This window comes from Pseudomonas sp. YNh, assembly GCF_037993085.1.
Classification (GTDB): Bacteria; Pseudomonadota; Gammaproteobacteria; order Pseudomonadales; family Pseudomonadaceae; genus Aquipseudomonas; species Aquipseudomonas putida.
This window is the reverse complement of sequence record NZ_JBBMRJ010000001.1, coordinates 294,898-318,651: the sequence shown is the minus strand read 5'-3', so window position 1 is coordinate 318,651 and position 23,754 is coordinate 294,898. Positions and strand designations below refer to the sequence as shown.

The window sequence follows — 23,754 nt, the reverse complement described above, 5'->3', positions numbered from 1 at the left end:
GGCCCAAATCTGCGACAATCGCGCATCCTTCGAATGCCGATCATGAAAAAGCAGGCTCACCTGCATCACTAAAAAGCCCCATGACTGACCACGCCATCGACAAACTGCTGCAAAACCTCGACCACGCCATGATCGCCGACCGCCATCGTCTGCGCCGGCAACTGCACGAACTGCGCAAGCGCCCCGACGAGGCGAAGCTGGCGCAGTGGGTGGAAAAGGTCCAGGCGTCTTGCGCCCAGGTCACCGCGCGCCAGCAGAGCGTGCCGACCGTGCGCTACGACGACAACCTGCCGATCGCCGCCAAGCGTGATGAAATCAAGAAGGCCCTGGCCGAAAACCAGGTGCTGGTGATCGCCGGCGAAACCGGGTCGGGCAAGACCACCCAGCTGCCGAAAATCTGCCTGGAGCTGGGCCGTGGCAGCCATGGCCTGATCGCCCACACCCAGCCGCGCCGGATCGCCGCGCGCAGCGTGGCGGCGCGGGTTGCCGAGGAGCTGGGTACGCCGCTGGGCGGGCTGGTCGGCTACCAGGTGCGTTTCGAAGACCAGAGCGATTCCAACACCCTGGTCAAGCTGATGACCGACGGCATCCTGCTGGCCGAAACCCAGCACGACCGCCTGCTGGAGCGCTACGACACCATCATTGTCGACGAAGCCCACGAGCGCAGCCTGAACATCGACTTCCTGCTCGGCTACCTGAAGACCCTGCTGCATCGTCGGCCGGACCTGAAGCTGATCATCACCTCGGCGACCATCGACCTGGAGCGCTTCTCCAGGCACTTCGATAACGCGCCAATCATCGAGGTGTCCGGGCGCACCTTCCCGGTAGAAACCTGGTACCGCCCGCTGACCAGCGAGCAGGACGAGGAAGGCAACCAGATCGAAGACGACCTCACCGTCGACCAGGCCATCCTCGCCACCCTGGATGAGCTGGCGCACCATGAGCGCAGTGAGGGCAAGGGCCCGGGCGATGTGCTGATCTTTTTGCCGGGCGAGCGGGAAATCCGCGATGCCGCCGAGATCCTGCGCAAGGCGCAGCTGCGCCACACCGAGATTTTGCCGTTGTACGCGCGCCTGTCGCCGGCCGAGCAGCAGCGCATCTTCCAACCGCACACCGGGCGCCGCGTGGTGCTGGCCACCAACGTTGCCGAAACCTCGCTGACCGTGCCTGGCATCCGCTACGTGATCGACACCGGTACCGCGCGCATCAGCCGCTACAGCTACCGCGCCAAGGTACAGCGCCTGCCCATCGAGGCGGTGTCCCAAGCCAGTGCCAACCAGCGCAAAGGCCGTTGCGGCCGGGTCGAGCCCGGCATCTGCGTACGCCTGTACAGCGAAGAAGATTTCAACAGCCGGCCCGCGTTCACCGACCCTGAGATCCTGCGCACCAACCTGGCGGCGGTAATCCTGCAGATGCTGCACCTGCGCCTGGGCGCGATCGATGCCTTCCCGTTCATCGAGCCGCCGGATGGCAAGGCCATCAGCGATGGCTTCAACCTGTTGCAAGAGCTGTCGGCGGTCAACCGCGAGAACCAGCTGACCCCGATCGGCCGCCAGCTGGCGCGCCTGCCGGTGGACCCACGGCTGGGCCGCATGCTGCTAGAAGGCGCACGCCTGGGCAGCTTGCAGGAAGTGCTGATCGTCACCAGTGCGCTGTCGGTCCAGGACCCGCGCGAACGCCCGCCGGAGCGCCAGCAGGCCGCCGACCAGGCCCACGCACAGTGGAAGGACGTGGACTCCGACTTCGCCGCGCTGGTCAACCTGTGGCGTGGTTTTGAAGAGCAGCGCCAGGCGCTGACGGCCAACCCGCTGCGCAACTGGTGCCGCAAGAACTTCCTGAATTACCTGCGCCTGCGTGAATGGCGCGATGCCCACCGCCAGCTGGCACTGATCTGCCGTGAGCTGCAGTTGACGGTGAACAAGGAACCGTCCGACTACCTGAAGATGCACAAGGCCATCCTCAGTGGCCTGCTGAGCCAGATCGGCCAGAAGACCGAAGAGGGCGACTACCAGGGTGCCCGCCAACGGCGCTTCTGGGTACACCCGTCGTCGGGCCTGGGGCGCAAGCGCCCGCAGTGGGTAATGGCCGCCGAACTGGTCGAGACCACCAAGCTGTATGCGCGCATGGTGGCCAAGATCGAGCCGGACTGGATCGAGCCGCTGGCCGGCCACCTGGTCAAGAAGAACCACTTTGAACCGCACTGGGAGAAGAAGCGCGGGCAGGTGGTGGCCTATGAGCAGATCACCCTGTACGGCCTGATACTGGTCGGCCGCCGCCCGGTGCACTACGGCCCGATCGACCCGGTTACTTCGCGCGAGCTGTTTATCCGCGAAGGCCTGGTGGGGGGCGAAATCCAGTCGCGAGCCAAGTGCCTGACTGCCAACAAACGCCTGCTTGAGGAGCTTGACGAGCTGGAGGCCAAGGCCCGCCGGCGCGACATCCTGGCCGACGAAGAAACGCTGTACGCCTTCTACGAAGCGCGCCTGCCGGCGGAAATACACCAGACCGCGACCTTCGACAGCTGGTACCGCATGGGCAGCCAGAAGGACGCCAACCTGCTGATCATGCGCGAGGAGGACGTGCTGGCCCGCGAGGCCAGCGAGGTGACCGCAGCGCAGTACCCCGACAGCATGCAAGTGGGCGAGCTGCGCCTGCCGCTGAGCTACCATTTCGAGCCCGGCCACCCGCGTGACGGCGTGACTGTGCGGGTGCCGGCACCGCTGTTGCCAAGCCTGCCCGGTGAACGCCTGGAATGGCTGGTGCCGGGCCTGCTTGAAGCCAAGTGCGTGGCGCTGGTGCGCAACTTGCCAAAGGCCCTGCGCAAGAACTTCGTGCCGGTGCCGGACTTCGTCAAGGCCTCGCTGGCGCGCATGACGTTCGGCCAAGGGGCGCTGCCGCAGGCCCTGGGCCAGGAGCTGTTACGCATGACCGGTGCGCGGGTGTCCGATGAGGCCTGGGAAGAATCGGTCAAACTGGTCGAAGGCCACCTGCGGATGAACATCGAAGTGGTCGATGGCCAAGGCAAGTTCCTTGGCGAAGGCCGCGACCTGGCCGAGCTGACCGCACGCTTTGCCGCTGCCAGCCAGGCAGCGCTGGCTGTGCCGCGTGATGCCAAAAGCGAACAGCCGGTACAGGCCAAAGCCTTCAGCGAGGTGAAACAGACCGCCCAGCAGAAGATTGCCGGCCTGTCGATGACCGTGTACCCGGCGCTGGTCGAAGACAACGGCACCGTGCGCGAAGGGCGCTTCTCGACCCAGGCCGAAGCCGAGTTCCAGCACCGTCGCGCGTTGCAACGGCTGTTGCTGCAGCAACTGGCCGAGCCGGCCAAGTTCCTGCGCGGCAAGCTGCCGGGGCTGACCGAACTGGGCCTGCTGTACCGTGACATGGGCCGGGTCGAGGCGCTGGTCGAAGACATTCTGCTGGCCAGCCTGGACAGCTGCATTCTCGAGGGAGAACAACCACTGCCTCGTGATGGCGCGGCCCTGGCCGGGCTGGCTGAACGCAAGCGCGGCAGCTGGGCCGAGCATGCCGAGCGCCTGGCGCGGCTGACGTTGGAGGTGCTTAAGCTCTGGCATGGCCTGCAGAAGCGCTTCAAGGGCAAGATCGACCTGAGCCAGGCGGTGGCGCTGAACGACATCAAGCAGCAGCTAAGCAACCTGGTGTACCCGGGCTTTGTGCGCGAAACGCCCGCGGCGTGGTTCAAGGAGCTGCCACGCTACCTCAAGGCGGTGGAACTGCGCCTGGAAAAGCTGGGTTCGCAAGTGCAGAAGGACCGGGTCTGGTCCGGCGAACTGGCCAACCTGTGGGCGCAGTACAAGGCCCGTGCCGACAAGCATGCCCAAGAGGGCAAGCGTGATGAGCAACTGGCTTTGTACCGTTGGTGGCTGGAGGAATATCGGGTGTCGTTGTTTGCCCAGCAGTTGGGGACCAAGGTGCCGATTTCCGACAAGCGACTGAGCAAACAGTGGAGTCAGGTGGAAGGCTAAACTTCTACAGTTGTGGCAATATTGGTGCAATTTGGGGCCGCTTTGCGGCCCTTCGCGGGCACGCCCGCTCCCACAGGGGTGAGCGTACACCCCTGAGTTGGCACTAAAGTGCCATTAACCTGCCATATTTCCAGCCAGCGCCCCGTGGCGATGGCCTTTGACCAGAGGAACGACCGTGCATAACGTCGTGATCAGCGGCACCGGCCTGTACACCCCGGCCCAGAGCATTTCCAACGAAGAACTGGTGGCCTCTTTCAACGCCTGGTCGCAGCAGTTCAACCAGGACAACGCCGCCGCCATCGAGCGCGGTGAAGTCGAAGCGGCGCCGGTGTCCGACGCGGCATTCATCGAAAAGGCCTCGGGCATCAAGAGCCGCTTCGTCATGGACAAGGCCGGCATACTCGACCCGCAGCGCATGAAACCACGCCTGCCAGAGCGTTCCAACGACGAACCGTCGGTGCTCTGCGAAATGGCCGTGGCCGCCGCTCGCCAGGCCCTGGAGCGCGCCGGCCGCACGGCTGCCGATGTCGACGGGGTGATCGTCGCCTGCTCCAACTTGCAGCGCCCATACCCGGCCATTGCTATCGAAGTACAACAGGCGCTGGGCATCCAGGGCTTTGCCTTCGACATGAACGTGGCCTGCTCGTCGGCCACCTTCGGCATCCAGACCGCCGCCAACAGCGTGGCCCTGGGCCAGGCGCGCGCGGTACTGATGGTCAACCCGGAGGTGTGCACTGGCCACCTGAACTTCCGTGACCGTGACAGCCACTTCATTTTCGGTGATGCCGCCACGGCGGTGCTGATCGAGCGTGCCGACCAGGCCACCTCGGCGCATCAGTTCGACATCGTCAGCAGCAAGTTGTGGACCGAGTTTTCCAACAACATCCGCAACAACTTCGGCTTCCTCAACCGTGCAGCGGAAGAGGGTGAGGGTGCGGCAGACAAACTGTTCATCCAGGAAGGCCGCAAGGTGTTCCGCGAGGTGTGCCCGAAAGTGGCCGAGCTGATCGGTGAGCACCTGCAGGAAAACGGCCTGCAACCGAGCGATGTGAAGCGCTTCTGGCTGCACCAGGCGAACCTCAGCATGAACCACCTGATCGTCAAGAAGCTTCTGGGGCGTGAAGTGGCCGAGGAAGATGCACCGGTGATTCTCGACCGTTATGCCAACACCAGTTCGGCGGGGTCGGTGATTGCCTTCCACCTTTATCAGGATGACCTGGCCAAGGGCTCGCTGGGCGTGTTGAGCTCATTTGGTGCGGGGTATTCGATAGGTAGTGTGATCTTGCGCAAGCGCTGATTTCTGAGGCGCTTGTTACGGCCCTTTCGCGGGCTTGCCCGCTCCCACAGGTACAGCACAGTTCTCCAGGTCTGTGGTGATCCTGTGGGAGCGGGCAAGCCCGCGAAGGGGCCGGCGCATTTCACACAGGCAAAAAAAGCGGGAAACGCCGGATGGGGTCGGCATTTCCCGCTTCAGCTTTAAGCAGAGAGGGTGACGCTTAGAACTTGGCTTCCAGGTCTACCTGCAGGGTGTCTACGTCAGCATCGCTGTTCGGCAGGTTGGAGTAGTCGGTCTTGGCCATCATGTAGGCCGCGCCCAGGGCGAAGTTCTTGTCGATTTCGTAACCCACTTTGAACTTGTGGCCACGGGAACCGGTGAAGCCGTTACCGAAGTCGGAGTCGGTGAACAGGCTGACTACACCGTTACGCTGCACGTCGCGGTAGTTGTAGTCCAGGCTCCAGGCGCCGATCTTGCTCTTCAGGCCAGCCAGCCAGGCCTTGTCCTTGCCATCGGTGCTTTCGGTGTTCTTGACGAACTGGCCGTAGGCCGACAGTGGGATGGCGAAGCCGGTGAAGTCGACCTGGCCGAAACCTTCCACCAGCTGGAACTCGTTGGTGGTGTTGCCCAGCGAAGCCAGGGCAGCCGAGGCCTTGTCGTTGTCGTAGCCATAGATGCTGCCGCCCACGGTAACCTTGACGGTGTCAGCCGCGTTGAACTTGGTGCCCAACTGGGCCGCATACAGCTGTGCGTCGTGCTTGTACTGCACGCCGTCGCCGTCTACGTTGTCCTTCAGGTTGTAGTGGCCGATGCTGCCGAATACTTCGGCCGGGCCGAGGTTGGTCTTGTAGGTGGCCGCTACGCCTTCCGGGTTGATGTCGCTGTCCCAGATGATGTCGCCCATGCTCACCCATGGCTGCATCATCTTGCCGCCGATGAGGTGCAGGTTTGGCACGGCAGTCGGGTGCCAGTCGAGGTAGGCCAGGTCGACCCACAGCGATTTCTTCTCGAAGTAGTTGTCCAGGCTCTGGTTGGTCGAGCGGGCATCGGCGCTGCTGCCGGTGGCCACACGCACGCCGGCGTCAACCTGTGGGTTGATCTCGCTGTAGAAACCGACACGGGCACGCACGCGCTCACGGTCCTGGTTGCCACTGCGGGAGATCGGGTTGTCGACGTTGACGTCTTCGTAACGCAGGCGCACGTCACCCTTGATCTGGGTCTTGGCGGCCCATGCCACTTTTTGTTCAAAGGAGCTCATACGTTCGGACTGAGCTTTCTGGTCGGCCTTTTCCTTGGTTTCTTTTGCCAGGTCGCCCTGCAGTTCGTTGTACTGCGCCTGGTTGATCGAGCCGTTGGCGCGGAGCATTTCGAGCAGCTTGGCGTCGACAGCAGCACTGGCCGGGGCGCTCAGAGCCAGCATCATGCCGGTGAGGCTCACTCCGGTAAGTGTAGAAACAAGACGCATAAGGTTCTCCCTACTGAAAAAAATGGGGGAGGCTCAAGCGCCTGCCCCTGCGTTGGCATGTCTTCGGAAAGGGCCTGAATAGACAGGTTCTGGGGTTCCGGAAAACAGGCGCAAGTATTGCGGGGGCCAATTACAGATTAATGTCTAATTAGTGGCACTGTTGTTAAGTAATTGAGAGTAAAAGGATCAGCCCGGCTTTCGTCATTTGAGTGCGGAGCGTTCCTTGGGGATACTGAACGCCTTCAGACAGCGAGCCGAAACCGTGACCAGCCTGTATAGCCTTGCCCATTTGCGTGATCTTCCGGCTGCCACCTGGGATGCCCTGGTGCCGGCGGGCCAACCGTTCCTGCGCCATGCCTTCCTCAGCGCGATGGAAGACAGCGGCAGTGTGCAGCGCAACACCGGCTGGGCCGCCGAGCACCTGGTGCTGGAGCGTGACGGGCAGGTACGGGCGCTGCTGCCGGCGTACCGCAAGTGGCACTCGTTTGGCGAGTATGTGTTCGATCACGGCTGGGCCGATGCTTGTGAGCGGGCCGGTATTGCCTACTACCCCAAGCTGCTCGGCGCTGTGCCGTTCAGCCCGGTCAGCGGCCCACGCCTGCTGACGGCCGACCCGGCTGACGGTTTGCTGATGCTGCAGGCCCTGCCGGAGTATCTGGGCAAGGGCGGACTTTCCAGTGCGCACATCAACTTCACCGACCCGGCGCTGGACGCGCAGTTGGCGGGCCTGCCAGGATGGTTGGAGCGCCTGGGCTGTCAGTTCCACTGGCAAAACCGGGGCTACCGCGACTTCCAGGATTTTCTCGACAGCCTGAGCTCGCGCAAGCGCAAGCAGATGCGCAAGGAGCGTGAGCAGGTGGCGGGGCAGGGCATCGAATTCCGTTGGTATCGCGGTGATGAACTGGACGAGGCACAGTGGGATTTCGTCTTTCAGTGTTATGCCAACACCTATGCGGTGCGCCGACGCGCGCCTTACCTGACCCGCGAGTTTTTCAGCCTGCTGGCCGAACGCATGCCCGAGGCGCTGCGTGTGGTAATGGCCCGTCAGGGTGGGCGCGATGTAGCGATGGCCTTGAGCCTGGTGGGGGGGGACAGCCTGTTTGGCCGTTACTGGGGGTGCCTGGATGAGTTCGACCGGCTGCATTTCGAAACGTGTTTCTACCAGGGCATGGATTTTGCCATTGCCGAGGGTTACCAGCGTTTCGATGCCGGGGCGCAGGGCGAGCACAAGCTGATACGCGGGTTTGAGCCAGTGCTGACGCGGTCCTGGCATTACCTGCTGCACCCGGGGTTGCGGCGGGCGGTGGAGGATTTTCTGCTGCAGGAGCGGGAAGGGGTCAAGGGGTATGCCGAGGAGGCGAGGGGGATGTTGCCCTACCGCCGGGACTGAGGGTTTTGTATTGCTTGTAATGGCCCTATCGCCGGCAGCCCAGCTCCCACAGGATTACCACAGGCCATGAAATCTGTGGAGTAAATGTGGGAGCTGGCTTGCCGGCGATAGGGGGGCAGTACTCAATCGACCCCGACAAAGCCCCCGGTCTGGTGGTGCCACAACCGGGCATACAACCCTTGTTGCTCCAGCAACTGCGCATGGCTGCCACTTTCGACAATCCGGCCCTTGTCCAGCACCACCAGGCGGTCCATCCGGGCAATGGTCGACAGCCGGTGGGCGATGGCGATCACCGTCTTGCCTTGCATGAGCGTCTCCAGGCTTTCCTGGATGGCCGCCTCCACCTCCGAGTCCAGCGCCGAAGTGGCTTCGTCCATGATCAGGATCGGCGCGTTCTTCAACAGCACCCGGGCAATGGCGATGCGCTGGCGTTGGCCGCCCGACAACTTGACCCCGCGCTCACCCACATGGGCATCGAAGCCGGTGCGCCCTTGGGCGTCCGACAGTTGCGGGATGAACTCGTCGGCGCGGGCGCGGCGAACCGCTTCGTGCAACTCCGCCTCGCTGGCGCCGGGGCGGCCATACAGCAGGTTGTCGCGGATCGAGCGGTGCAGCAACGAGGTGTCCTGGGTGATCATGCCGATCTGCGCGCGCAGGCTGGCCTGGCTGACTTCGGCAATGTTCTGGCCATCGATGAGGATGCGCCCGCCCTGCACGTCATAGAGGCGCAACAGCAGGTTGACCAACGTCGACTTGCCCGCGCCCGACGGGCCGATCAGGCCGATTTTTTCGCCCGGGCGAATGTTCAGGTCGAGCCCTTCGATCACGTTGGCACCCTTGCCATAGTGGAAGTCGACATCATCGAAATGCACCGCGCCGCGGCTGACCTTGAGCGCCGGCGCGTTGGGCGGGTCGGTGACGGTAACCGGCTGGGCGATGGTCTGCAGGCCGTCCTGGACCATGCCGATGTTCTCGAAGATGCCGTTGACCACCCACATGATCCAGCCCGACATGTTGACGATGCGGATTACCAGGCCGGTGGCCAGGGCGATAGCGCCAACGGTGATCAGCGACTGGCTCCACAGCCACAGCGCCAGGCCTGTGGTGGCGACCACCAGCAGGCCGTTGAGGGTGGTGATGACCACGTCCATGCTGGTAATTACCCGCGAGGCCAGCTGGGTTTTCTCGGTTTGCTCGCGGATCGCCTCACGTGCGTACTGCTGCTCGTAGTCGGTGTGGGCGAACAGCTTCAGCGTCGCGATGTTGGTATAGCCGTCGACGATACGCCCCATGAGCTTGGAGCGAGCGTCGGACGAGATCACCGAGCGCTCCTTGACCCGTGGCACGAAGTAGAACAGCGCGGCGATGTAGCCGGCGATCCAGACCAGCAGCGGCAGCATCAGGCGCCAGTCGGCTTCTGCAAACAGCACCAGCGAGGTGATCGCATAGATCAGCACATGCCACAACGCGTCCACCGCCTGCACGGCAGAATCACGCAGCGAGTTGCCGGTCTGCATGATGCGCTGGGCAATGCGCCCGGCGAAGTCGCTCTGGAAGAAATTCAGGCTCTGCTTGAGCACATAGGTGTGGTTTTGCCAGCGGATCAGGCTGGTCATGCCGGGGTTGATGGTCTGGTGTACCAGCAGGTCGTGCAGGCCAAAAAACAACGGCCGCAGCAGCAGGATCACCACCAGCATCCAGATCAGTTCACCGCTGTGCTCGCTGAAGAAGCTGGCATTCGGCGTGCCCTGGGCCAGGTCGATGATGCGGCTGAGGTAGCTGAACATCGCCACCTCGATCAGCGAGGCGAACAGGCCGACCACCAGCAGGGCGAGGAAGCTGGGCCAGACCTGGCGCAGGTAATACAGGTAGAACGGCCACACGGTGGTGGGGGGCGATTCACTGGGTGCTTCGCGAAAGATATCGATCAGCTGTTCAAAACGACGGTACAGCATGGGTAACGACACTCCTGTTCCATCCGGCCCTCAGGCGGTTGCACGTCCCTGTGCAGCCTGCGGTCAGTCGATGCGTTTGGCCGACTTGATGTAGACCGGGTCTGTCGGTACATCACGCATGCCTTTTTTTGTGGTGGTTTGCGAGTTGACGATCTGGTCGACCACGTCCATACCCTTGGTCACCTTGCCGAACACGGCGTACCCGGCGTCGCGCCCCGGGTTGAGGAAATCGTTGTCGGCTACGTTGATGAAGAACTGGCTGGTGGCGGAGTTCGGGTTGGAGGTGCGCGCCATCGACAGGGTGCCGCGGGTGTTCAGCAGGCCATTGCTGGCCTCGTTCTTGATCGGGTCGTTGGTGTTCTTCTGTACCATCTGGTCAGTAAAGCCGCCGCCCTGGACCATGAAGCCGGGGATCACGCGGTGGAAAATGGTGTTGTTGTAGAAGCCGCTGTCGACGTACTCGAGGAAGTTCTTGGTACTGATCGGCGCCTTCTCGGCGTTCAGCTCGATTTCGACCTGGCCGAAACTGGTGTCGAGCATGACGTGCGGGGTCTTGTCGGAAGCCATGACGCTGGTGGCGAAGGCGACCGAGCAGGCGGTGAGCAGGAGTTTTTTCAGCATGGGCTCAAAGATCCTTGAGAGGTGGAAGCGGCTGCAAGGAACTGCAGCAGGGTCTGGTTGAAGACCTCGGGTTGATCGAGGGGCGTAGCGTGCCGGGAATCGTCGACAACGACCAGCCTGGCGTTCGGCATCAGGGCCACGTAACGCTCTTTCAGTTGTATCGGGGTGTAATCGTGGTCGGCGGCGATCACCAGGGTAGGACAGTGGATCTGCCCGATGCGTTCCTGCACGCCCCAGTCGACGATGGCGTCGAAGCTCTTGAGGTAGGCGCGTTTGTCATTGCGCGCCCAACGCTGGGCCATCTTCTGCCGCAGGTCTGCTTGATGGGGCTTGGGGAACAGGCGCTCGGCCAGGCCCTTGCCGACGGTTTCGACACTGAGCAGGCGCGCCAGGCCCCAGCGCTTGAGCCACCAGGCCCAGTCACTACGGGTGCGGCGCTTGACCTCGGGGGCGCTGTTGACGATGCACAGGCTGCGCAGCCACTGAGGGTGGTCTACAGCGAACTGAAAACCCACCATGCCGCCCATGGACAGGCCAACGAAGTGCACCGGGCCTGTGTGCAGGTGTTCGAGCAGGGCCAGCAGGTCGGCACTGAAGGTGGCGATCTGGTAGCCGTCGCGGGGCTTGTCGGAGCGACCGTGGCCGCGGATGTCCATGAGGATCACCCGGTAATGACGGCTGAGCACCGGCACCTGCAACTCCCAGTCCTGGCAGCTTGAGCCCAGGCCGTGCAGCAACACCAAGGGTTCGCCCTGGCCATATTCCTCGTAATGCAGTGCGCATCCTTCGTGTTCGAAATAGGCCATGGGCGCGGTCCTCTCAGGCTTGCGGGGGGGCTGCGAAGGGCACGTCCAGTGGCGCGGTGTCGAAGTTGCGCAGCAGGTCGATGAGAATCTGCGTGGCCGGGCCCAGGGTCTTCTCTTTGCTCGAATAAAGGTAGAACAGTGGGTGACGGCTGCCACCCTGATCCAGCTGCAGCGGTTTGAGCACGCCTTCAGTCAGCTCGCGCTCGATCATGTGCCGGGGCAGCCAGGCAAAGCCAAGGCCACTGCTGACAAAGGTGGCGGCAGTGCCCAGGCTGCCCACGGTCCAGCGCTGCTCGGCACCCAGCCAGCCGACGTCGCGTGGTTGTGCGCGGCCGGAGTCGCGGATGACTACCTGCAGCTGGCTTTCCAGGTCCTGGAAGGTGAGTTCCCGGCCCAGGCGGTGCAGGCTGTGTTCGGGGTGGGCGACGGCGACGAACTCCACCGCGCTCAGCTCGGCGCCCAGGTAGCCGCCAATGCTGTAGCTGCTGATGGCGAGGTCGGCGATACCTTCGTGCATCACTTCTTCTACGCCAGACAATACTTCTTCACGCAGGCGCACCCGGCAGCCGCGGCTTTGCGGCATGAACGCGGCCAGGGCACGTACCAGCCGCGCACTGGGGTAGGCGGCATCGACCACCAGCCGCACCTCGGCTTCCCAGCCTTGTTCCATGTGGTGGGCAAGGTCTTCGAGCTGGCTGGCCTGCTTGACCAGGTGGCGTGAGCGGCGCAGCAGCACGTTGCCCGCCTCGGTGAGTACCGCCTTGCGGCCGTCGATGCGCAGCAATGGCACGCCCAGTTGTTCCTGCATGCGGGCCACCGTGTAGCTGACCGAGGACTGCGAACGGTGCAGTGCCTCGGCGGCCTGGGCAAACCCACCGTGATCGACCACTGCTTGCAGGGTCCGCCACTGGTCAAGGGTTACGCGCGGCGCTTTCATCTTTCGCTCCTGTTGTCCTAAGCTGCGCTCTTTCAAGGAGAGCGGCCCATGAAGAAATGTTGTGCGGCAATACTGATGTGCCTGCCCCTCGGGGCCATGGCTTATCCCATCGATGTGGAGAAGGAACTGACCGGGGTCAAGCTCGACTACACCGCCTATGACACGGCCTACGACATTGGCGCGATTACCCTGAACAACTATGGGCAAGTACCGGCGGCGTGCAAGGTCACCTTCCGCAACGGCCCGGAAGCACCGCGGGTACGCCGGGTGAACGTTCCGGCCGGCAAAAGCGTCGATGTCACCGCCAAATTCAATCGGCAGATCATCAAACTGCGGATCGCCTTGAACTGCAGCGCGGAATAAAACTGATTAATCGATTGATTGAACCCACTTTTTACGCTTTTTTATCGATAGGTCAAGCCTTAATCTCACCTCCATCGAATCGCACCCTTTTTGCCGATGGAGGCACCCCATGTCCCGCGTACTGATCATCGAAAGCAGCGCCCGCCAGCAGGATTCCGTTTCCCGTCAGCTGACCCGTGATTTCATCCAGCAATGGCAGGCCGCTCACCCGGCTGATCAGATTACTGTGCGTGACCTGGCCGTAGACCCGGTGCCGCACCTGGACGCCAACCTGCTGGGTGGCTGGATGAAGCCCGAAGAACAGCGCAGCGCCGCCGAACTGGATGCGCTGGCCCGTTCCAACCAATTGACGGATGAATTGCTGGCTGCCGACGTGCTGGTGATGGCCGCACCCATGTACAACTTCACCATCCCCAGCACCCTCAAGGCCTGGCTGGACCACGTGCTGCGTGCCGGCATCACCTTCAAGTACACCCCCACTGGCCCGCAGGGCCTGCTGACCGGCAAGCGCGCCATCGTCCTGACTGCCCGCGGCGGTATCCATGCCGGCGCTACCAGCGACCATCAGGAACCGTACCTGCGCCAGGTGATGGCTTTCATCGGCATTCACGATGTCGACTTCATCCATGCCGAAGGCCTGAACATGAGCGGCGAGTTCCACGAGAAGGGTGTCAACCAGGCCAAGGCCAAACTGGCGGCGGTGGCCTGAGGTTTACTGAATTCCCAACCCTGACACCTGTTTTTGCTCCTTTGGGTGTACCTGCCCGGCCAATGGCCGGGCTTTTTTATGCATGGAGCCATGAGGGGACCTGAGCCTGCCCCTTCGCGGGCACGCCCGCTCCCACAGGGATATCGCAGCACCTGAGACCTGTGGTGTACCTGTGGGAGCGGGCGTGCCCGCGAAGAGGCAGGTACAGCCCCTACATTCCTCATGGTTGAACTCATTCGCCGCAACCCGCTAAGGTCGCGGCCTTGATACATGAGAGGCAACCATGGGCTACCTGATAATCGTCGCGCTGATCCAGGCGTTTTCCTTCAGCCTGATCGGCGAGTACCTGGCCGGGCACGTCGACAGCTACTTTGCCGTGCTCGCAAGGGTGCTGCTGGCCGGCCTGGTATTCTTGCCGCTGACCCGCTGGCGCCAGGTCGAACCGCGCTTCATGCGCTCGATGCTGCTGATCGGCGCCCTGCAGTACGGCATTACCTACGTCTGCCTGTACCTGAGCTTCCGCGTACTCACGGTGCCAGAGGTGCTGCTGTTCACCATCCTCACGCCGTTGCACGTGACGCTGATCGAAGACGCCATGAACCGGCGCTTCAACCCGTGGGCGCTGCTGGCTGCGCTGGTGGCCGTAGCCGGTGCCGCGGTGATCCGCTTCGACAGCATCAGCGGCGAGTTCTTCATCGGCTTTTTGCTGCTGCAACTGGCCAACTTCACCTATGCCGCCGGCCAGGTGCTGTATCGCCACCTGGTGGCACGCCACCCCAGTGACCTGCCGCACTACACCCGCTTTGGCTACTTCTACCTGGGCGCCTTGCTGGTGGTGCTGCCGGCCTTCCTGCTGTTCGGCAATGCCCAGCACCTGCCGAGTACCGATGTGCAATGGCTGGTGCTGCTGTTCCTGGGCCTGTGCCCGACGGCGCTGGGCCTTTACTGGTGGAACAAGGGCGCGTGCATGGTTTCTGGCGGCACGCTGGCGGTCATGAACAACCTGCATGTGCCGGTGGGGTTGCTGTTGAACCTGCTGATCTGGAACCAGCACGAGCCGCTGGGGCGGCTGTTCATTGGCGGCGGGATCATCCTGGCGTCGGTGTGGCTGAGCCGGTTGGGCGCACGCGCGCAGGCACCGCTGGCCAACAAGGCCTGACATGCACACCATCTTCGTCATTGTTGCGCCGATCTTCGCGCTGATCCTGGTCGGTTATCTGTGCCGCAAGACCAACAAGCTGGGCGACAAGGCTGCCGCCGAAATCAACAAGATGGTGGTCTGGCTGTGCCTGCCGGCGTTGCTGTTCAAGGTGACTGCAACTGCCACCTGGAGCGAGATCTGGCACCCCGGCTTCATCGTGGCCTTCGGCGCGGGCGCCCTGGCCATGTTCGTGATCACGCTGGCGTGGCGGCTGTACAGCGGCCATGGCCTGGTGGCGGCGAGCATCGACGGGCTCAGTGCGGGGTATGCCAACACCGGCTACATCGGCATTCCGCTGTGCCTGCTGCTGTTCGGCCAGGCGGGCTTGCAGCCCGCGCTGATCTCGTCGTTGATCGTGGTGTGCCTGGTGTTCGCCATTTCGCTGACGCTGATCGAGGTCGGGCTACAGGAGGAGCGGCATATCGGTCGCGCCGTGGTGGTAGTTGGCAAGGCGCTGGCGAAGAACCCGCTGGTGATTTCGCCGCTGGTGGGGGCGGGGTGGGCCATGAGCGGGTTGGTTCTGGCCGAGCCGGTGATGCATTTTCTCGACATGCTGGCGCTGGCCACCACGCCGTGCGCCTTGATATCGCTGGGTGCATTCCTGGCAGAAAAGCGCGCGGGTGCGCAAGCCAGCCCTTGGCCATTGGTAGGCTTGAAGCTGGTGGGGCAGCCGGCGTTGACCTGGGTGCTGGCGTACAAGGTGTTCAGCGTGCCGAGCATGTGGGCGGCTTCGGCGGTGCTGCTGGCGGCCCTGCCGACCGGTACGGGGCCGTTCATGCTGGCGGAGTATTACAACCGCGAGGCGGGGCTGATTTCGCGGACCACCCTGTTGTCGACCGTGGCATCGCTGGTGACCTTGACCGGGCTGTTGTACCTGCTGGGATATGCGGGGTAGCAGCACGCCCCATCGCCGGCAAGCCAGCTCCCACAGGATGGCATCACGGCTGAATGCTGTGAGCTCCTGTGGGAGCTGGCTTGCCGGCGATGGGCTGCAAGGCAGCCCCGGCTATCTCAAGCCTCGCTCATCTCCTCAAGGCGACGCGGCACCGGCTCCGCCGCCGTACGCCCGGCCAACCCCACCCGCATGTCATTGCCACTCGGCTGCTGATACAGGCTCAAGCCAAACTCCGGCAACACCGCCAGCAAATAGTCGAAGATATCCCCCTGAATCCGCTCATAGTCCGCCCACACCGTGGTAGTGGTGAAGCAGTAGATCTCCAGCGGCACGCCTTCGGCCGTGGTCTGCATCTGCCGCACCATGCAGGTCATGTTCGGGTGCACGTTGGGGTGGTTTTTCAGGTAAGCCAGGGCGAATGCGCGGAAGGTGCCGATGTTGGTCAGCTTGCGGCGGTTGGCCGACAGCTCTGCCACCGGCCCCAGCGCCTCGTTCCAGTTCTGCAGCTCCTGGCGCTTGCCGGCCAGGTAGTCGCCCAGCAGCTGCACCTGGCTCAGGCGCTGCTCCTCTTCGCGGGTGAGGAAACGCACGCCGGCCGCATCGATGAACAGGCTGCGCTTGATCCGCCGGCCCCCGGACTGCTGCATGCCGCGGTAGTTGCGGAACGACTCGCTCATCAGGCGCCAGGTGGGGATCGAGACGATGGTCTTGTCGAAATTCTGCACCTTCACCGTGTGCAGGGTGATGTCCACCACGTCACCATCAGCACCTACTTGCGGCATTTCGATCCAGTCACCCACGTGCAGCATGTCGTTGCTGGTGAGTTGCACGCTGGCGACGAACGACAGCAGGGTGTCCTTGTACACCAACAGCAGCACCGCCGACATGGCACCCAGGCCCGACAGCAGCAGTAACGGTGAGCGGTCGATCAGGGTGGCGACGATGACGATCGAGGCGAAGATCCACAGCATCATCTTGGCCAGTTGCACATAGCCCTTGATCGAGCGGGTGCGGGCGTGCTCGGTGCGGGCGTAGATGTCGAGCAGGGCATCCAGCAGGCACGACAGCGCCATGGTCATGAACAGCAGGGTAAAGGCCAGGGCGACATTGCCCAGGAAGTGCTGGGCAGTGTCGGACAGCTCCGGCACCAGCTTCAGGCCAAACTGCAGCACCAGCGAGGGCGTGGTTTGCGCCAGGCGGTGGAACACCTTGTTATGGCGCAGGTCGTCCAGCCACTTCAGGGCAGGCTGGCGGGCCAGCAGACGGGCGCCATGCAGCATCAGGAAGCGCGCCAGGCGGCCGACCACCAGGGAAATCAGCAGCAGCACCGCCAGGCCGATGGCCGCGTGCAGCATGGGATGTTGGTCGAGGGTGCCCCACAGGTCGAGGGAGTCACGCCAGATTCGTTGTATATCCATGGGCTTGGGTACAGTCTTGTTGTGAAACGAGGTGCCATTAGAGCGCGGATGGCGACAAAGTTGCCAAAAGAAATTCGGCTAAGGCGGCAGAAAACGTTACCCTATGCAACTGAATTTCCCGCACTTGCCTGAGGTTACCTCCGTGTTCTCCCAATTCGCCCTGCATGAACGCCTGCTTAAAGCCGTGGCCGAGCTTAAATTTGTCGAGCCGACCCCGGTGCAGGCCGCGGCCATCCCCCTGGCCCTGCAAGGGCGCGACCTGCGCGTGACCGCGCAGACCGGCAGTGGCAAGACGGCGGCCTTCGTACTGCCGCTGCTCAACCGCCTGGTCGACCTGAAAGGTGGGCGCGTCGAGATCCGTGCGCTGATCCTGCTGCCGACCCGCGAGCTGGCCCAGCAAACCTTGAAGCAGGTGGAGCTGTTCTCGCAGTTCACCTATATCAAGGCGGGCCTGGTAACCGGCGGCGAAGACTTCAAGGAGCAGGCCGCCATGTTGCGCAAGGTGCCGGACGTGCTGATCGGCACCCCGGGCCGCCTGCTTGAGCAGCTCAACGCCGGCAACCTCGACCTGTCCCACGTGCAGGTACTTATCCTCGACGAAGCTGACCGCATGCTGGACATGGGCTTTGCCGAAGACATGGAGCGCCTGTGCAAGGAGTGCGAAAACCGCGAGCAGACCCTGCTGTTCTCCGCCACCACCGGTGGCGCTGCCCTGCGCGACATCATCGGCAAGGTGCTGAAAGACCCTGAGCACCTGATGCTCAACAGCGTCTCGCAGCTGGCCGAAGGCACCCGCCAGCAGATCATCACCGCCGACCACGACCAGCACAAAGAGCACATCGCGCAGTGGCTGCTGGCCAACGAAACCTTCGACAAGGCGATCATCTTCACCAACACCCGCGCCATGGCCGACCGCATCTACGGTCACCTGGTGGCCAAGGACGTGAAGGCTTTCGTGTTGCACGGCGAGAAGGACCAGAAAGACCGCAAACTGGCCATCGAGCGCTTCAAGCAGGGCAGCTCCAAGGTGCTGGTGGCTACCGACGTGGCGGCTCGCGGCCTGGATATCGACGGCCTGGACCTGGTGATCAACTTCGACATGCCTCGCAGCGGTGACGAGTACGTACACCGCGTGGGCCGTACCGGCCGTGCCGGTGGCGAAGGCCTGGCGATCTCGCTGATCACCCACAACGACTGGAACCTGATGTCGAGCATCGAACGCTACCTCAAGCAGCAGTTCGAGCGCCGTGTGATCAAGGAAGTGAAAGGCACCTACAGCGGGCCGAAGAAGGTCAAGGCCTCGGGCAAGGCTGTTGGCGCCAAGAAGAAGAAAGTTGACAAGAAAACCGGCGACAAGAAAGCTGCCGCCAAGCGCAAGCCAACCGCCAAACCGCGGGCCAATGCACCTCTGGCCAGCGCTGACGGCCTGGCGCCGCTGAAAAAGCGCAAGCCTGCTGCTGAATAAGTAGCTATCAAGGCCCCATCGCCGGCAAGCCAGCTCCCACAGGGAAACCATAAACGCTGAATTCAGCGGGGCCTGTGGGGCTGGCTTGCCGGCGATGGAGCCATCGAAGGCAACCGGTCAATCAGCCTTCTTCTCCGCCGTTTTCAGTTCCTTGATCCGCTGGTCTATCAGCTGGCACTTGTCGGGCAAGTCCTTGCTCGCCGTCCCTAGATCCATCCCCTGAAGCTCGTCGTTGATCTCCTTGGCCTTCTGCGGGTTCTGCTCGGTCAACTGGGTAACCAACCCGGCCAGCTCTTCACGTTTCTGCGTGGCTTCTTCCGGCGTGCAGGCCCAGACGGGCAGGGCGCAGGACAGGGCAATGACGCAGGTAATCGGCAGCAGCGGTTTCATCCTTTTTACCTCTAGCGTTGGCTATGCGCGGTGGAACATTGCGGCGGCAAGCAAGTTCAGCCTTGGCGACCGATGGCGCAGAAGCGTTATCCCCTGGCGAGGTGAGGCCGCGCCGTCATGTCTATTTCCAACGCCTTCATCACGATCAGAAACGACTTCAGCGTAGGATTGCCATGCTCGCTGAATGACCTGTAAAGCTGCTCTCGGGACAGCCCAGTCTCTTTCGCCAGTTCGCTCATGCCCTTGGCGCGTGCAACCACGCCGACAGCTTTAGCGACATAGCTGGCATCGCCGGTTTCAAGTGCATCGGTCATGAACTGCGCGATTGCTTCAGGTGTAGTGAGGTACGCGGCAGGATCGAATTCAGAGAAGGTTTCAGTCATTTTGCATCCTCCACGAACGCAGAATCTGGTGGGCAACCTTGATGTCTCGCTTTTGACTGCTTTTGTCACCGCCACAGAGCAGAATGACGAAGGTGCTGCCCGTCTGATGGAAGTACACCCGGTAGCCAGGACCATAGTGAATTTTGAGCTCACTCACGCCATGGCCTACCGGAGATACGTCGCCAGGCAGACCCTCCATCAACCGGTTGATCCGAGAAATGATTCGGGCTCTGGCGCTTAAGTCCCGTAGTCCGGTCACCCAATGTCTGAAACTGCTGGATTCGATTTTCTTCATCGAGTGAATGTAGTTTATAAACTACACAAGGCGAGGCAGCAAATGGTTTCTGTCTATTGCTGCCTACGCGGCTTCAGACTGTAGCATCCATCCAGCCTTCATCTTTCGGAACACCGCTTGCGCCGGCAGGTCCCAACCTGTGTACCCATTCCGTCCACAGCAGGAGCCCGTAGCCATGAGCATCGCCTACGATTGGGACCTGATCGAACGTTTGCTGCACGAAGTGCAGAACGGCGCCGGTCACAGCTTTACGCCACGCCCCTATGCCGAACAGCACGCCGCGGCGCAGGCCGCCAAAGGTGAGCCGGTGGGGGACCTGGACCACCTTAAAACCCATGCTTGCGAGTATGAAAAGTTGCTGTTCGAGCGTGGCTTCATCGAAAGCCGCCCGGAAGAAGAGGGCGGCAATGGCGAGAACTTCGTGCTGACCGAGCGCGGGTTACGCTTGTTGAGCCTGATCGACAGCAGCATCCCGGGCTTCGAACACCCGCGCCAGGTGCTGGACGAACAGGCGGATGCGCTGGATGAGGCAACCTTCGAACAGGTGTCTTCGAAGGCGCAGATCGCTTGAGGTCGTTTTGAGGCTGGCAAGAGCGGGTAGGGAAACCCGATAATCGGTAGCTTCTGAATACTGCCGAGCCTTTGCCCATGCTTTCTATCACCCCACAGGCCCGCCTATGAGCGCGGTCCGCAAGAACCCTGACGCCTTTGCCTTTCAGGTGATGCTGGGGCTGTGCCTGATCTGGGGTTGCCAGCAGGTGCTGATCAAGACCGCCGCCGTCGACATCGCGCCGGTGATGCAGGCCGCGCTGCGCAATGGCATCGCAGCTGTGCTGGTGGCGCTGATGCTGTGCTGGCGCGGTGGCTGGGATCAGGTCGGCAGCACATGGCGCGCGGGTTTGCTCGCGGGCGGGCTGTTCGGTGTGGAATTCCTGTTCATCGCCGAAGGCCTGAAGCTGACGTCGGCGGCGCACATGTCGGTGTTTCTCTATACCGCACCGGTGTTCACCGCGTTGGGCCTGCACTTCCGGCTACCCAGCGAGCGGCTGCGTTTTTTGCAGTGGCTGGGGATTTTGTTGGCATTTGGCGGCATAGCCATGGCGTTTGCTGGCGGCATGTCGTTCGAGGAAATGGATGGGCGCATGCTGCTGGGTGATGCCTTTGGCGTGATCGCCGGGCTGGCCTGGGGCGCTACTACAGTCGTGGTGCGCTGCTCGCGGCTGTCGGAAGCACCGGCTACCTTGACCTTGTTCTATCAGCTGGCGGTAGGTTTTGCAGGCCTGTTGCTGATTGCCTTGCTTAGCGGGCAGATCGGCGCTGTATCGCTGACACCCTTGGCGATGGGCAGTGTGCTGTTCCAGGGGGTTGTGGTGTCGTTCATCAGTTACCTGACCTGGTTCTGGTTGCTGCGCAAATACCTGGCGTCCAACCTGGCGGTGTTTTCGTTCATTACGCCGCTGTTCGGGGTGACCTTTGGGGTGCTGCTGCTGGATGAGCCGTTGAGCGTCAATTTCGTGATCGGCGCGCTGTTGGTGTTGCTGGGCGTGGTTCTGGTGAGTGCCGAGCCTTGGGTGAAGCAACAACTGCGCAAGCTGGTGGGTTGAAGGTTGCCTGTGCTGGCCCCATCGCCGCCAAGCCAGCTCCCACAGGAGTACATCAGGCCTTGAAGTGGTACGTATACCTGTGGGAGCTGGCTTGCCGGCGATAGGGCCCGTGCAGGCAAAATCAGCTGCTCAGGCTGTACGGGCTACTGCCTGGCAACCTTGAGTGCTCTGCCCACTGGTCATGACCAGCACGCCCGCCAGCCCCAGCCCCACCGCCGCCAGCATTAACGCCGGCTGCAGGCCGCCGCTGTAATGGCTACTGACCGCAGCCAACAACGGCCCGCTCAACTGCCCAAGGGCAAAGCACGCGGTCAGCAGCCCGGCATTGCGCTGTGTGGCATGCGGTGCCAGCTCCCGCGAGCGTTGCATCACCAGTTGCATGCAGGCCAGGAACGGCCCGCCACACAGCACCACTCCCAGCGCCAACCCGATACCCCCGCCCATCAGGCAGGCCAGCACGCCAAGCCCTTGCAACCACAAGGTGGCGGTGAGCCAGGTCGAGGTGCGGCCACCACGGCGCAGGCTCACCAGCATCACCCCCAGCGCTGCCGACAGGCCAAACGCCGGCCAGAACAGGTCGGCCATCCACTGCCCGCGAAACTGCTGGTTGGCCATCTGTGAGAGGAAGGTGGCTGGCAGGATGTAACCCACGCCGTACAGCGCGTATACCAGCGCCAGGCGGCCAATGCCGACGCTGCGGGTCGGGCCCGGGTGCGAGGGCGATGAGGTTGGCGCAGCTTGTATAACGCGTGGCAACCAAGGCCGCACGGCCAGCAGCATCACCAGCGCGGCCACGGCATAGATCAGCCACAGTGCTGCCGAGCCCAGCCCAGCCAGGTGCGCCACCAGTGCCAACAGGCCGGTCACGGCGATGCCCAGGCCGGGCCCTGCAAACACCAGGGCACCCAGCCGTTGGTGGTTGTGCGCGGTGGCCACCTTTTGGCTGAGGCTGGTGATCATCACCAGCACCCAGGCACTGGCCACGCCGGTGCCAAAGCGCAGCAGCAGGTGGCTCCAGAATCCGTCGGCGGCCCATGAGGCCAGGGTCAGCAGCACGCACAGCCACAGCCCCCCATGCAGGCGCAGGCGCACCTGGCCGGGTGAGCGGGCGAACATGGCGTCCACCGCGCCAATGAAATAGCCCAGGTAGTTGGCGGCCGCGACCAGCCCGGCGACCGTCAGGTCGAACTGGCCTTCGGCGATCAGTTGCGGCAGTTGCGGGGTGAGGGCAAAACGGCCGATGCCCATGGCCATCATCAGCGCCACGGCGCTGGCCAGCAGTTGAATGAGGGGCGACATGACAGGTCTCCTGCACGGATGTAAGCGATGACTGGCAGGTTAGGGCGGTTTCATTTTCAATAAAATTGAATAATGATGACCAAGTTGTTCTGTTTTGGAGAATGCTGTGGAATTCAGCCAGCTGCGTATCTTCCAGGCCGTGGCCGAGGAAGGCTCGGTCACCCGTGCCGCCGAACGCTTGCACCGTGTGCCATCGAACCTGTCGACGCGTTTGCGCCAGCTTGAGGAGCAACTGGGTGTCGAGTTGTTCCTGCGTGAGCGCCAGCGCCTGCAGCTGTCGCCGGCCGGCAAGGTGCTGCTGGAGTACGCCAACCGTCTGTCGGCGCTGCGCGAGGAGGCGCTGGCCGCTGTGCGCGGCGGCCAGCCAGCCGGGGATTTCGTACTGGGGACCATGTACAGCACGGCGGCGACTCACCTGCCGGCGTTGTTGGCGCGCTATCACCAGGCCTACCCCGCAGTGAACCTGCAGGTGCGCGCAGCGCCTAGCGGCGAGTTGCTTGAAGGCCTGCTTGGCCACACACTGGACGCTGCCTTGGTAGATGGCCCGCCGAGCCTGGCAGGGCTGGATGGCGTGCCGCTGTGCGAAGAGCAGCTGGTGCTGATCACCAGCCCCGAGCACCCAGCGGTGCACACTGCCAAGGATGTGGCGGGCAAGGCGGTGTTCACCTTCCGCCAGGGCTGTTCGTACCGCATGCGCCTGGAAGCGTGGTATGCCCATGCCCACACGCCGATGGGCCGGGTGATGGAGATCGAGTCGTATCAGAGCATGCTGGCCTGCGTGATCGCCGGTGCAGGCGTGGCGATGATGGCCCAGTCGATGCTCGACAGCCTGCCTGGGCGCACCCAGGTAAGGGTGCACCCGCTGCAGGCGCCGTTCGATCAGGCGGTCACCTGGCTGATGTGGCGTCAGGGTATGCGTGGGGCAAATTTGCAGGCGTGGATCGACCTGCAACAAAGCGAAACGATTAACCAGTCGTCGGAATGCGCCGCTACGGCTTGATCCGCGTCAAAATGGCCCTTATCTGTAAGAGCATAGGCATGCGTAATACAGGACATCAGGCTATGATCTGTATGAAACATCCCAGGATTGATTCGCCGTGAGGCTGACCCGTCAAGGGGGCATTATGAATAAACCACTGTCCAACTGGCTCCACGACCTGGCGGTCGCCCTGGGGCTGATTCCACCACCCTTGCAGCCGGTGCCGATCCCGACTGACGAAGAGCAGCGCAAACGCCAACCGCGTCGTCGCTGATAAAAGACAAAGGCCGCAGCCCCTGGGTGGGTGCTGCGGCCTT

General features: G+C 62.8%; 22 protein-coding genes. 12 read left to right on the top strand and 10 right to left on the bottom strand.

What is annotated here, in order from left to right; genetic code table 11:
- The first annotated feature begins 80 nt into the window (after positions 1-80).
- The gene (hrpA, locus tag WF331_RS01435) at positions 81-3,986 is read left to right on the top strand and encodes an ATP-dependent RNA helicase HrpA (protein ID WP_016498432.1); all 3,906 of its coding nucleotides are present in this window, start codon (positions 81-83) and stop codon (positions 3,984-3,986) included.
- Between the two features lie 175 nt (positions 3,987-4,161).
- On the top strand, positions 4,162-5,283 hold the full coding sequence (locus WF331_RS01430; RefSeq protein WP_016498433.1) for a beta-ketoacyl-ACP synthase III: 1,122 nt from the start codon (positions 4,162-4,164) through the stop codon (positions 5,281-5,283).
- Positions 5,284-5,482: 199 nt separating this feature from the next.
- Here the strand turns inward: WF331_RS01430 and WF331_RS01425 are convergent, their stop codons facing one another.
- On the bottom strand, positions 5,483-6,727 hold the full coding sequence (locus tag WF331_RS01425) for a putative porin (protein ID WP_016488555.1): 1,245 nt from the start codon (positions 6,725-6,727) through the stop codon (positions 5,483-5,485).
- 262 nt (positions 6,728-6,989) lie between these two features.
- Between WF331_RS01425 and WF331_RS01420 the strand changes: the two genes are divergently transcribed.
- Complete coding sequence (locus WF331_RS01420; RefSeq protein ID WP_041167970.1) at positions 6,990-8,117, top strand: GNAT family N-acetyltransferase; 1,128 nt, start codon at positions 6,990-6,992, stop codon at positions 8,115-8,117.
- A 122-nt stretch (positions 8,118-8,239) separates the two neighbouring features.
- On the opposite strand, the gene WF331_RS01415 is transcribed toward WF331_RS01420, so the two are convergent.
- From WF331_RS01415 to WF331_RS01400, 4 genes are all read right to left on the bottom strand, one after another.
- Entirely contained in the window at positions 8,240-10,072 is a 1,833-nt protein-coding gene (locus tag WF331_RS01415; RefSeq protein ID WP_016498435.1) for an ABC transporter ATP-binding protein, read from the bottom strand.
- Positions 10,073-10,135: 63 nt separating this feature from the next.
- Positions 10,136-10,693: a peptidylprolyl isomerase gene (locus WF331_RS01410; RefSeq protein WP_340622586.1), complete on the bottom strand. Its 558-nt coding sequence runs from the start codon at positions 10,691-10,693 to the stop codon at positions 10,136-10,138.
- The gene (locus tag WF331_RS01405) at positions 10,687-11,499 is read right to left on the bottom strand and encodes an alpha/beta fold hydrolase (RefSeq protein WP_016498437.1); all 813 of its coding nucleotides are present in this window, start codon (positions 11,497-11,499) and stop codon (positions 10,687-10,689) included. The genes WF331_RS01410 and WF331_RS01405 overlap by 7 nt, the downstream gene beginning before the upstream one ends.
- A 13-nt stretch (positions 11,500-11,512) precedes the next feature.
- Positions 11,513-12,436, bottom strand: coding sequence for a LysR family transcriptional regulator (locus WF331_RS01400; protein ID WP_016498438.1), 924 nt, complete (start codon positions 12,434-12,436; stop codon positions 11,513-11,515).
- 48 nt (positions 12,437-12,484) lie between these two features.
- Between WF331_RS01400 and WF331_RS01395 the strand changes: the two genes are divergently transcribed.
- The 4 genes from WF331_RS01395 to WF331_RS01380 all read left to right on the top strand — a co-directional run bounded on the left by WF331_RS01395 (position 12,485) and on the right by WF331_RS01380 (position 15,604).
- Positions 12,485-12,799, top strand: coding sequence for a hypothetical protein (locus WF331_RS01395; RefSeq protein ID WP_012051530.1), 315 nt, complete (start codon positions 12,485-12,487; stop codon positions 12,797-12,799).
- A 109-nt stretch (positions 12,800-12,908) separates the two neighbouring features.
- A complete protein-coding gene (locus tag WF331_RS01390) occupies positions 12,909-13,508 on the top strand; it encodes an FMN-dependent NADH-azoreductase (protein WP_016498439.1) in 600 nt (199 codons plus the stop codon).
- Positions 13,509-13,791: 283 nt separating this feature from the next.
- Positions 13,792-14,667, top strand: coding sequence for a carboxylate/amino acid/amine transporter (locus tag WF331_RS01385; RefSeq protein ID WP_016498440.1), 876 nt, complete (start codon positions 13,792-13,794; stop codon positions 14,665-14,667).
- 1 nt (position 14,668) lies between these two features.
- Complete coding sequence (locus tag WF331_RS01380; protein ID WP_284359788.1) at positions 14,669-15,604, top strand: AEC family transporter; 936 nt, start codon at positions 14,669-14,671, stop codon at positions 15,602-15,604.
- 116 nt (positions 15,605-15,720) lie between these two features.
- Here WF331_RS01380 and WF331_RS01375 read toward each other — a convergent pair whose 3' ends face one another.
- On the bottom strand, positions 15,721-17,022 hold the full coding sequence (locus WF331_RS01375) for a mechanosensitive ion channel family protein (protein ID WP_174371491.1): 1,302 nt from the start codon (positions 17,020-17,022) through the stop codon (positions 15,721-15,723).
- 103 nt (positions 17,023-17,125) lie between these two features.
- On the opposite strand from WF331_RS01375, the gene WF331_RS01370 reads away from it, so the two are divergent.
- Positions 17,126-18,487 carry a DEAD/DEAH box helicase gene (locus WF331_RS01370; protein ID WP_019473861.1) on the top strand — a complete coding sequence of 454 codons (1,362 nt, stop codon included), beginning with the start codon at positions 17,126-17,128 and terminating at the stop codon, positions 18,485-18,487.
- A gap of 117 nt (positions 18,488-18,604) precedes the next feature.
- Here WF331_RS01370 and WF331_RS01365 read toward each other — a convergent pair whose 3' ends face one another.
- The 3 genes from WF331_RS01365 to WF331_RS01355 form a co-directional block, all read right to left on the bottom strand.
- The gene (locus WF331_RS01365; RefSeq protein ID WP_016498444.1) at positions 18,605-18,877 is read right to left on the bottom strand and encodes a hypothetical protein; all 273 of its coding nucleotides are present in this window, start codon (positions 18,875-18,877) and stop codon (positions 18,605-18,607) included.
- Between the two features lie 86 nt (positions 18,878-18,963).
- Complete coding sequence (locus tag WF331_RS01360) at positions 18,964-19,260, bottom strand: addiction module antidote protein (RefSeq protein WP_016498445.1); 297 nt, start codon at positions 19,258-19,260, stop codon at positions 18,964-18,966.
- Positions 19,253-19,555, bottom strand: a complete 303-nt coding sequence (locus tag WF331_RS01355; RefSeq protein ID WP_016488542.1) for a type II toxin-antitoxin system RelE/ParE family toxin — start codon at positions 19,553-19,555, stop codon at positions 19,253-19,255. The genes WF331_RS01360 and WF331_RS01355 overlap by 8 nt, the downstream gene beginning before the upstream one ends.
- 175 nt (positions 19,556-19,730) lie before the next feature.
- Here WF331_RS01355 and WF331_RS01350 point away from each other — a divergent pair, with 175 nt between their 5' ends.
- Both WF331_RS01350 and WF331_RS01345 read left to right on the top strand, forming a co-directional pair.
- Positions 19,731-20,126, top strand: coding sequence for a hypothetical protein (locus tag WF331_RS01350; protein WP_016498447.1), 396 nt, complete (start codon positions 19,731-19,733; stop codon positions 20,124-20,126).
- Positions 20,127-20,232: 106 nt separating this feature from the next.
- A complete protein-coding gene (locus tag WF331_RS01345) occupies positions 20,233-21,159 on the top strand; it encodes a DMT family transporter (protein WP_174371489.1) in 927 nt (308 codons plus the stop codon).
- Between the two features lie 129 nt (positions 21,160-21,288).
- On the opposite strand, the gene WF331_RS01340 is transcribed toward WF331_RS01345, so the two are convergent.
- Positions 21,289-22,458, bottom strand: a complete 1,170-nt coding sequence (locus WF331_RS01340) for an MFS transporter (protein ID WP_284396594.1) — start codon at positions 22,456-22,458, stop codon at positions 21,289-21,291.
- 106 nt (positions 22,459-22,564) lie between these two features.
- Between WF331_RS01340 and ptrR the strand changes: the two genes are divergently transcribed.
- Together ptrR and WF331_RS01330 are read left to right on the top strand one after the other, a co-directional pair.
- Positions 22,565-23,458 carry a putrescine utilization regulator PtrR gene (gene ptrR / locus WF331_RS01335; RefSeq protein WP_229609104.1) on the top strand — a complete coding sequence of 298 codons (894 nt, stop codon included), beginning with the start codon at positions 22,565-22,567 and terminating at the stop codon, positions 23,456-23,458.
- A 124-nt stretch (positions 23,459-23,582) separates the two neighbouring features.
- The gene (locus tag WF331_RS01330; RefSeq protein WP_009683677.1) at positions 23,583-23,711 is read left to right on the top strand and encodes a PA1414 family protein; all 129 of its coding nucleotides are present in this window, start codon (positions 23,583-23,585) and stop codon (positions 23,709-23,711) included.
- Positions 23,712-23,754 lie beyond the last annotated feature (43 nt).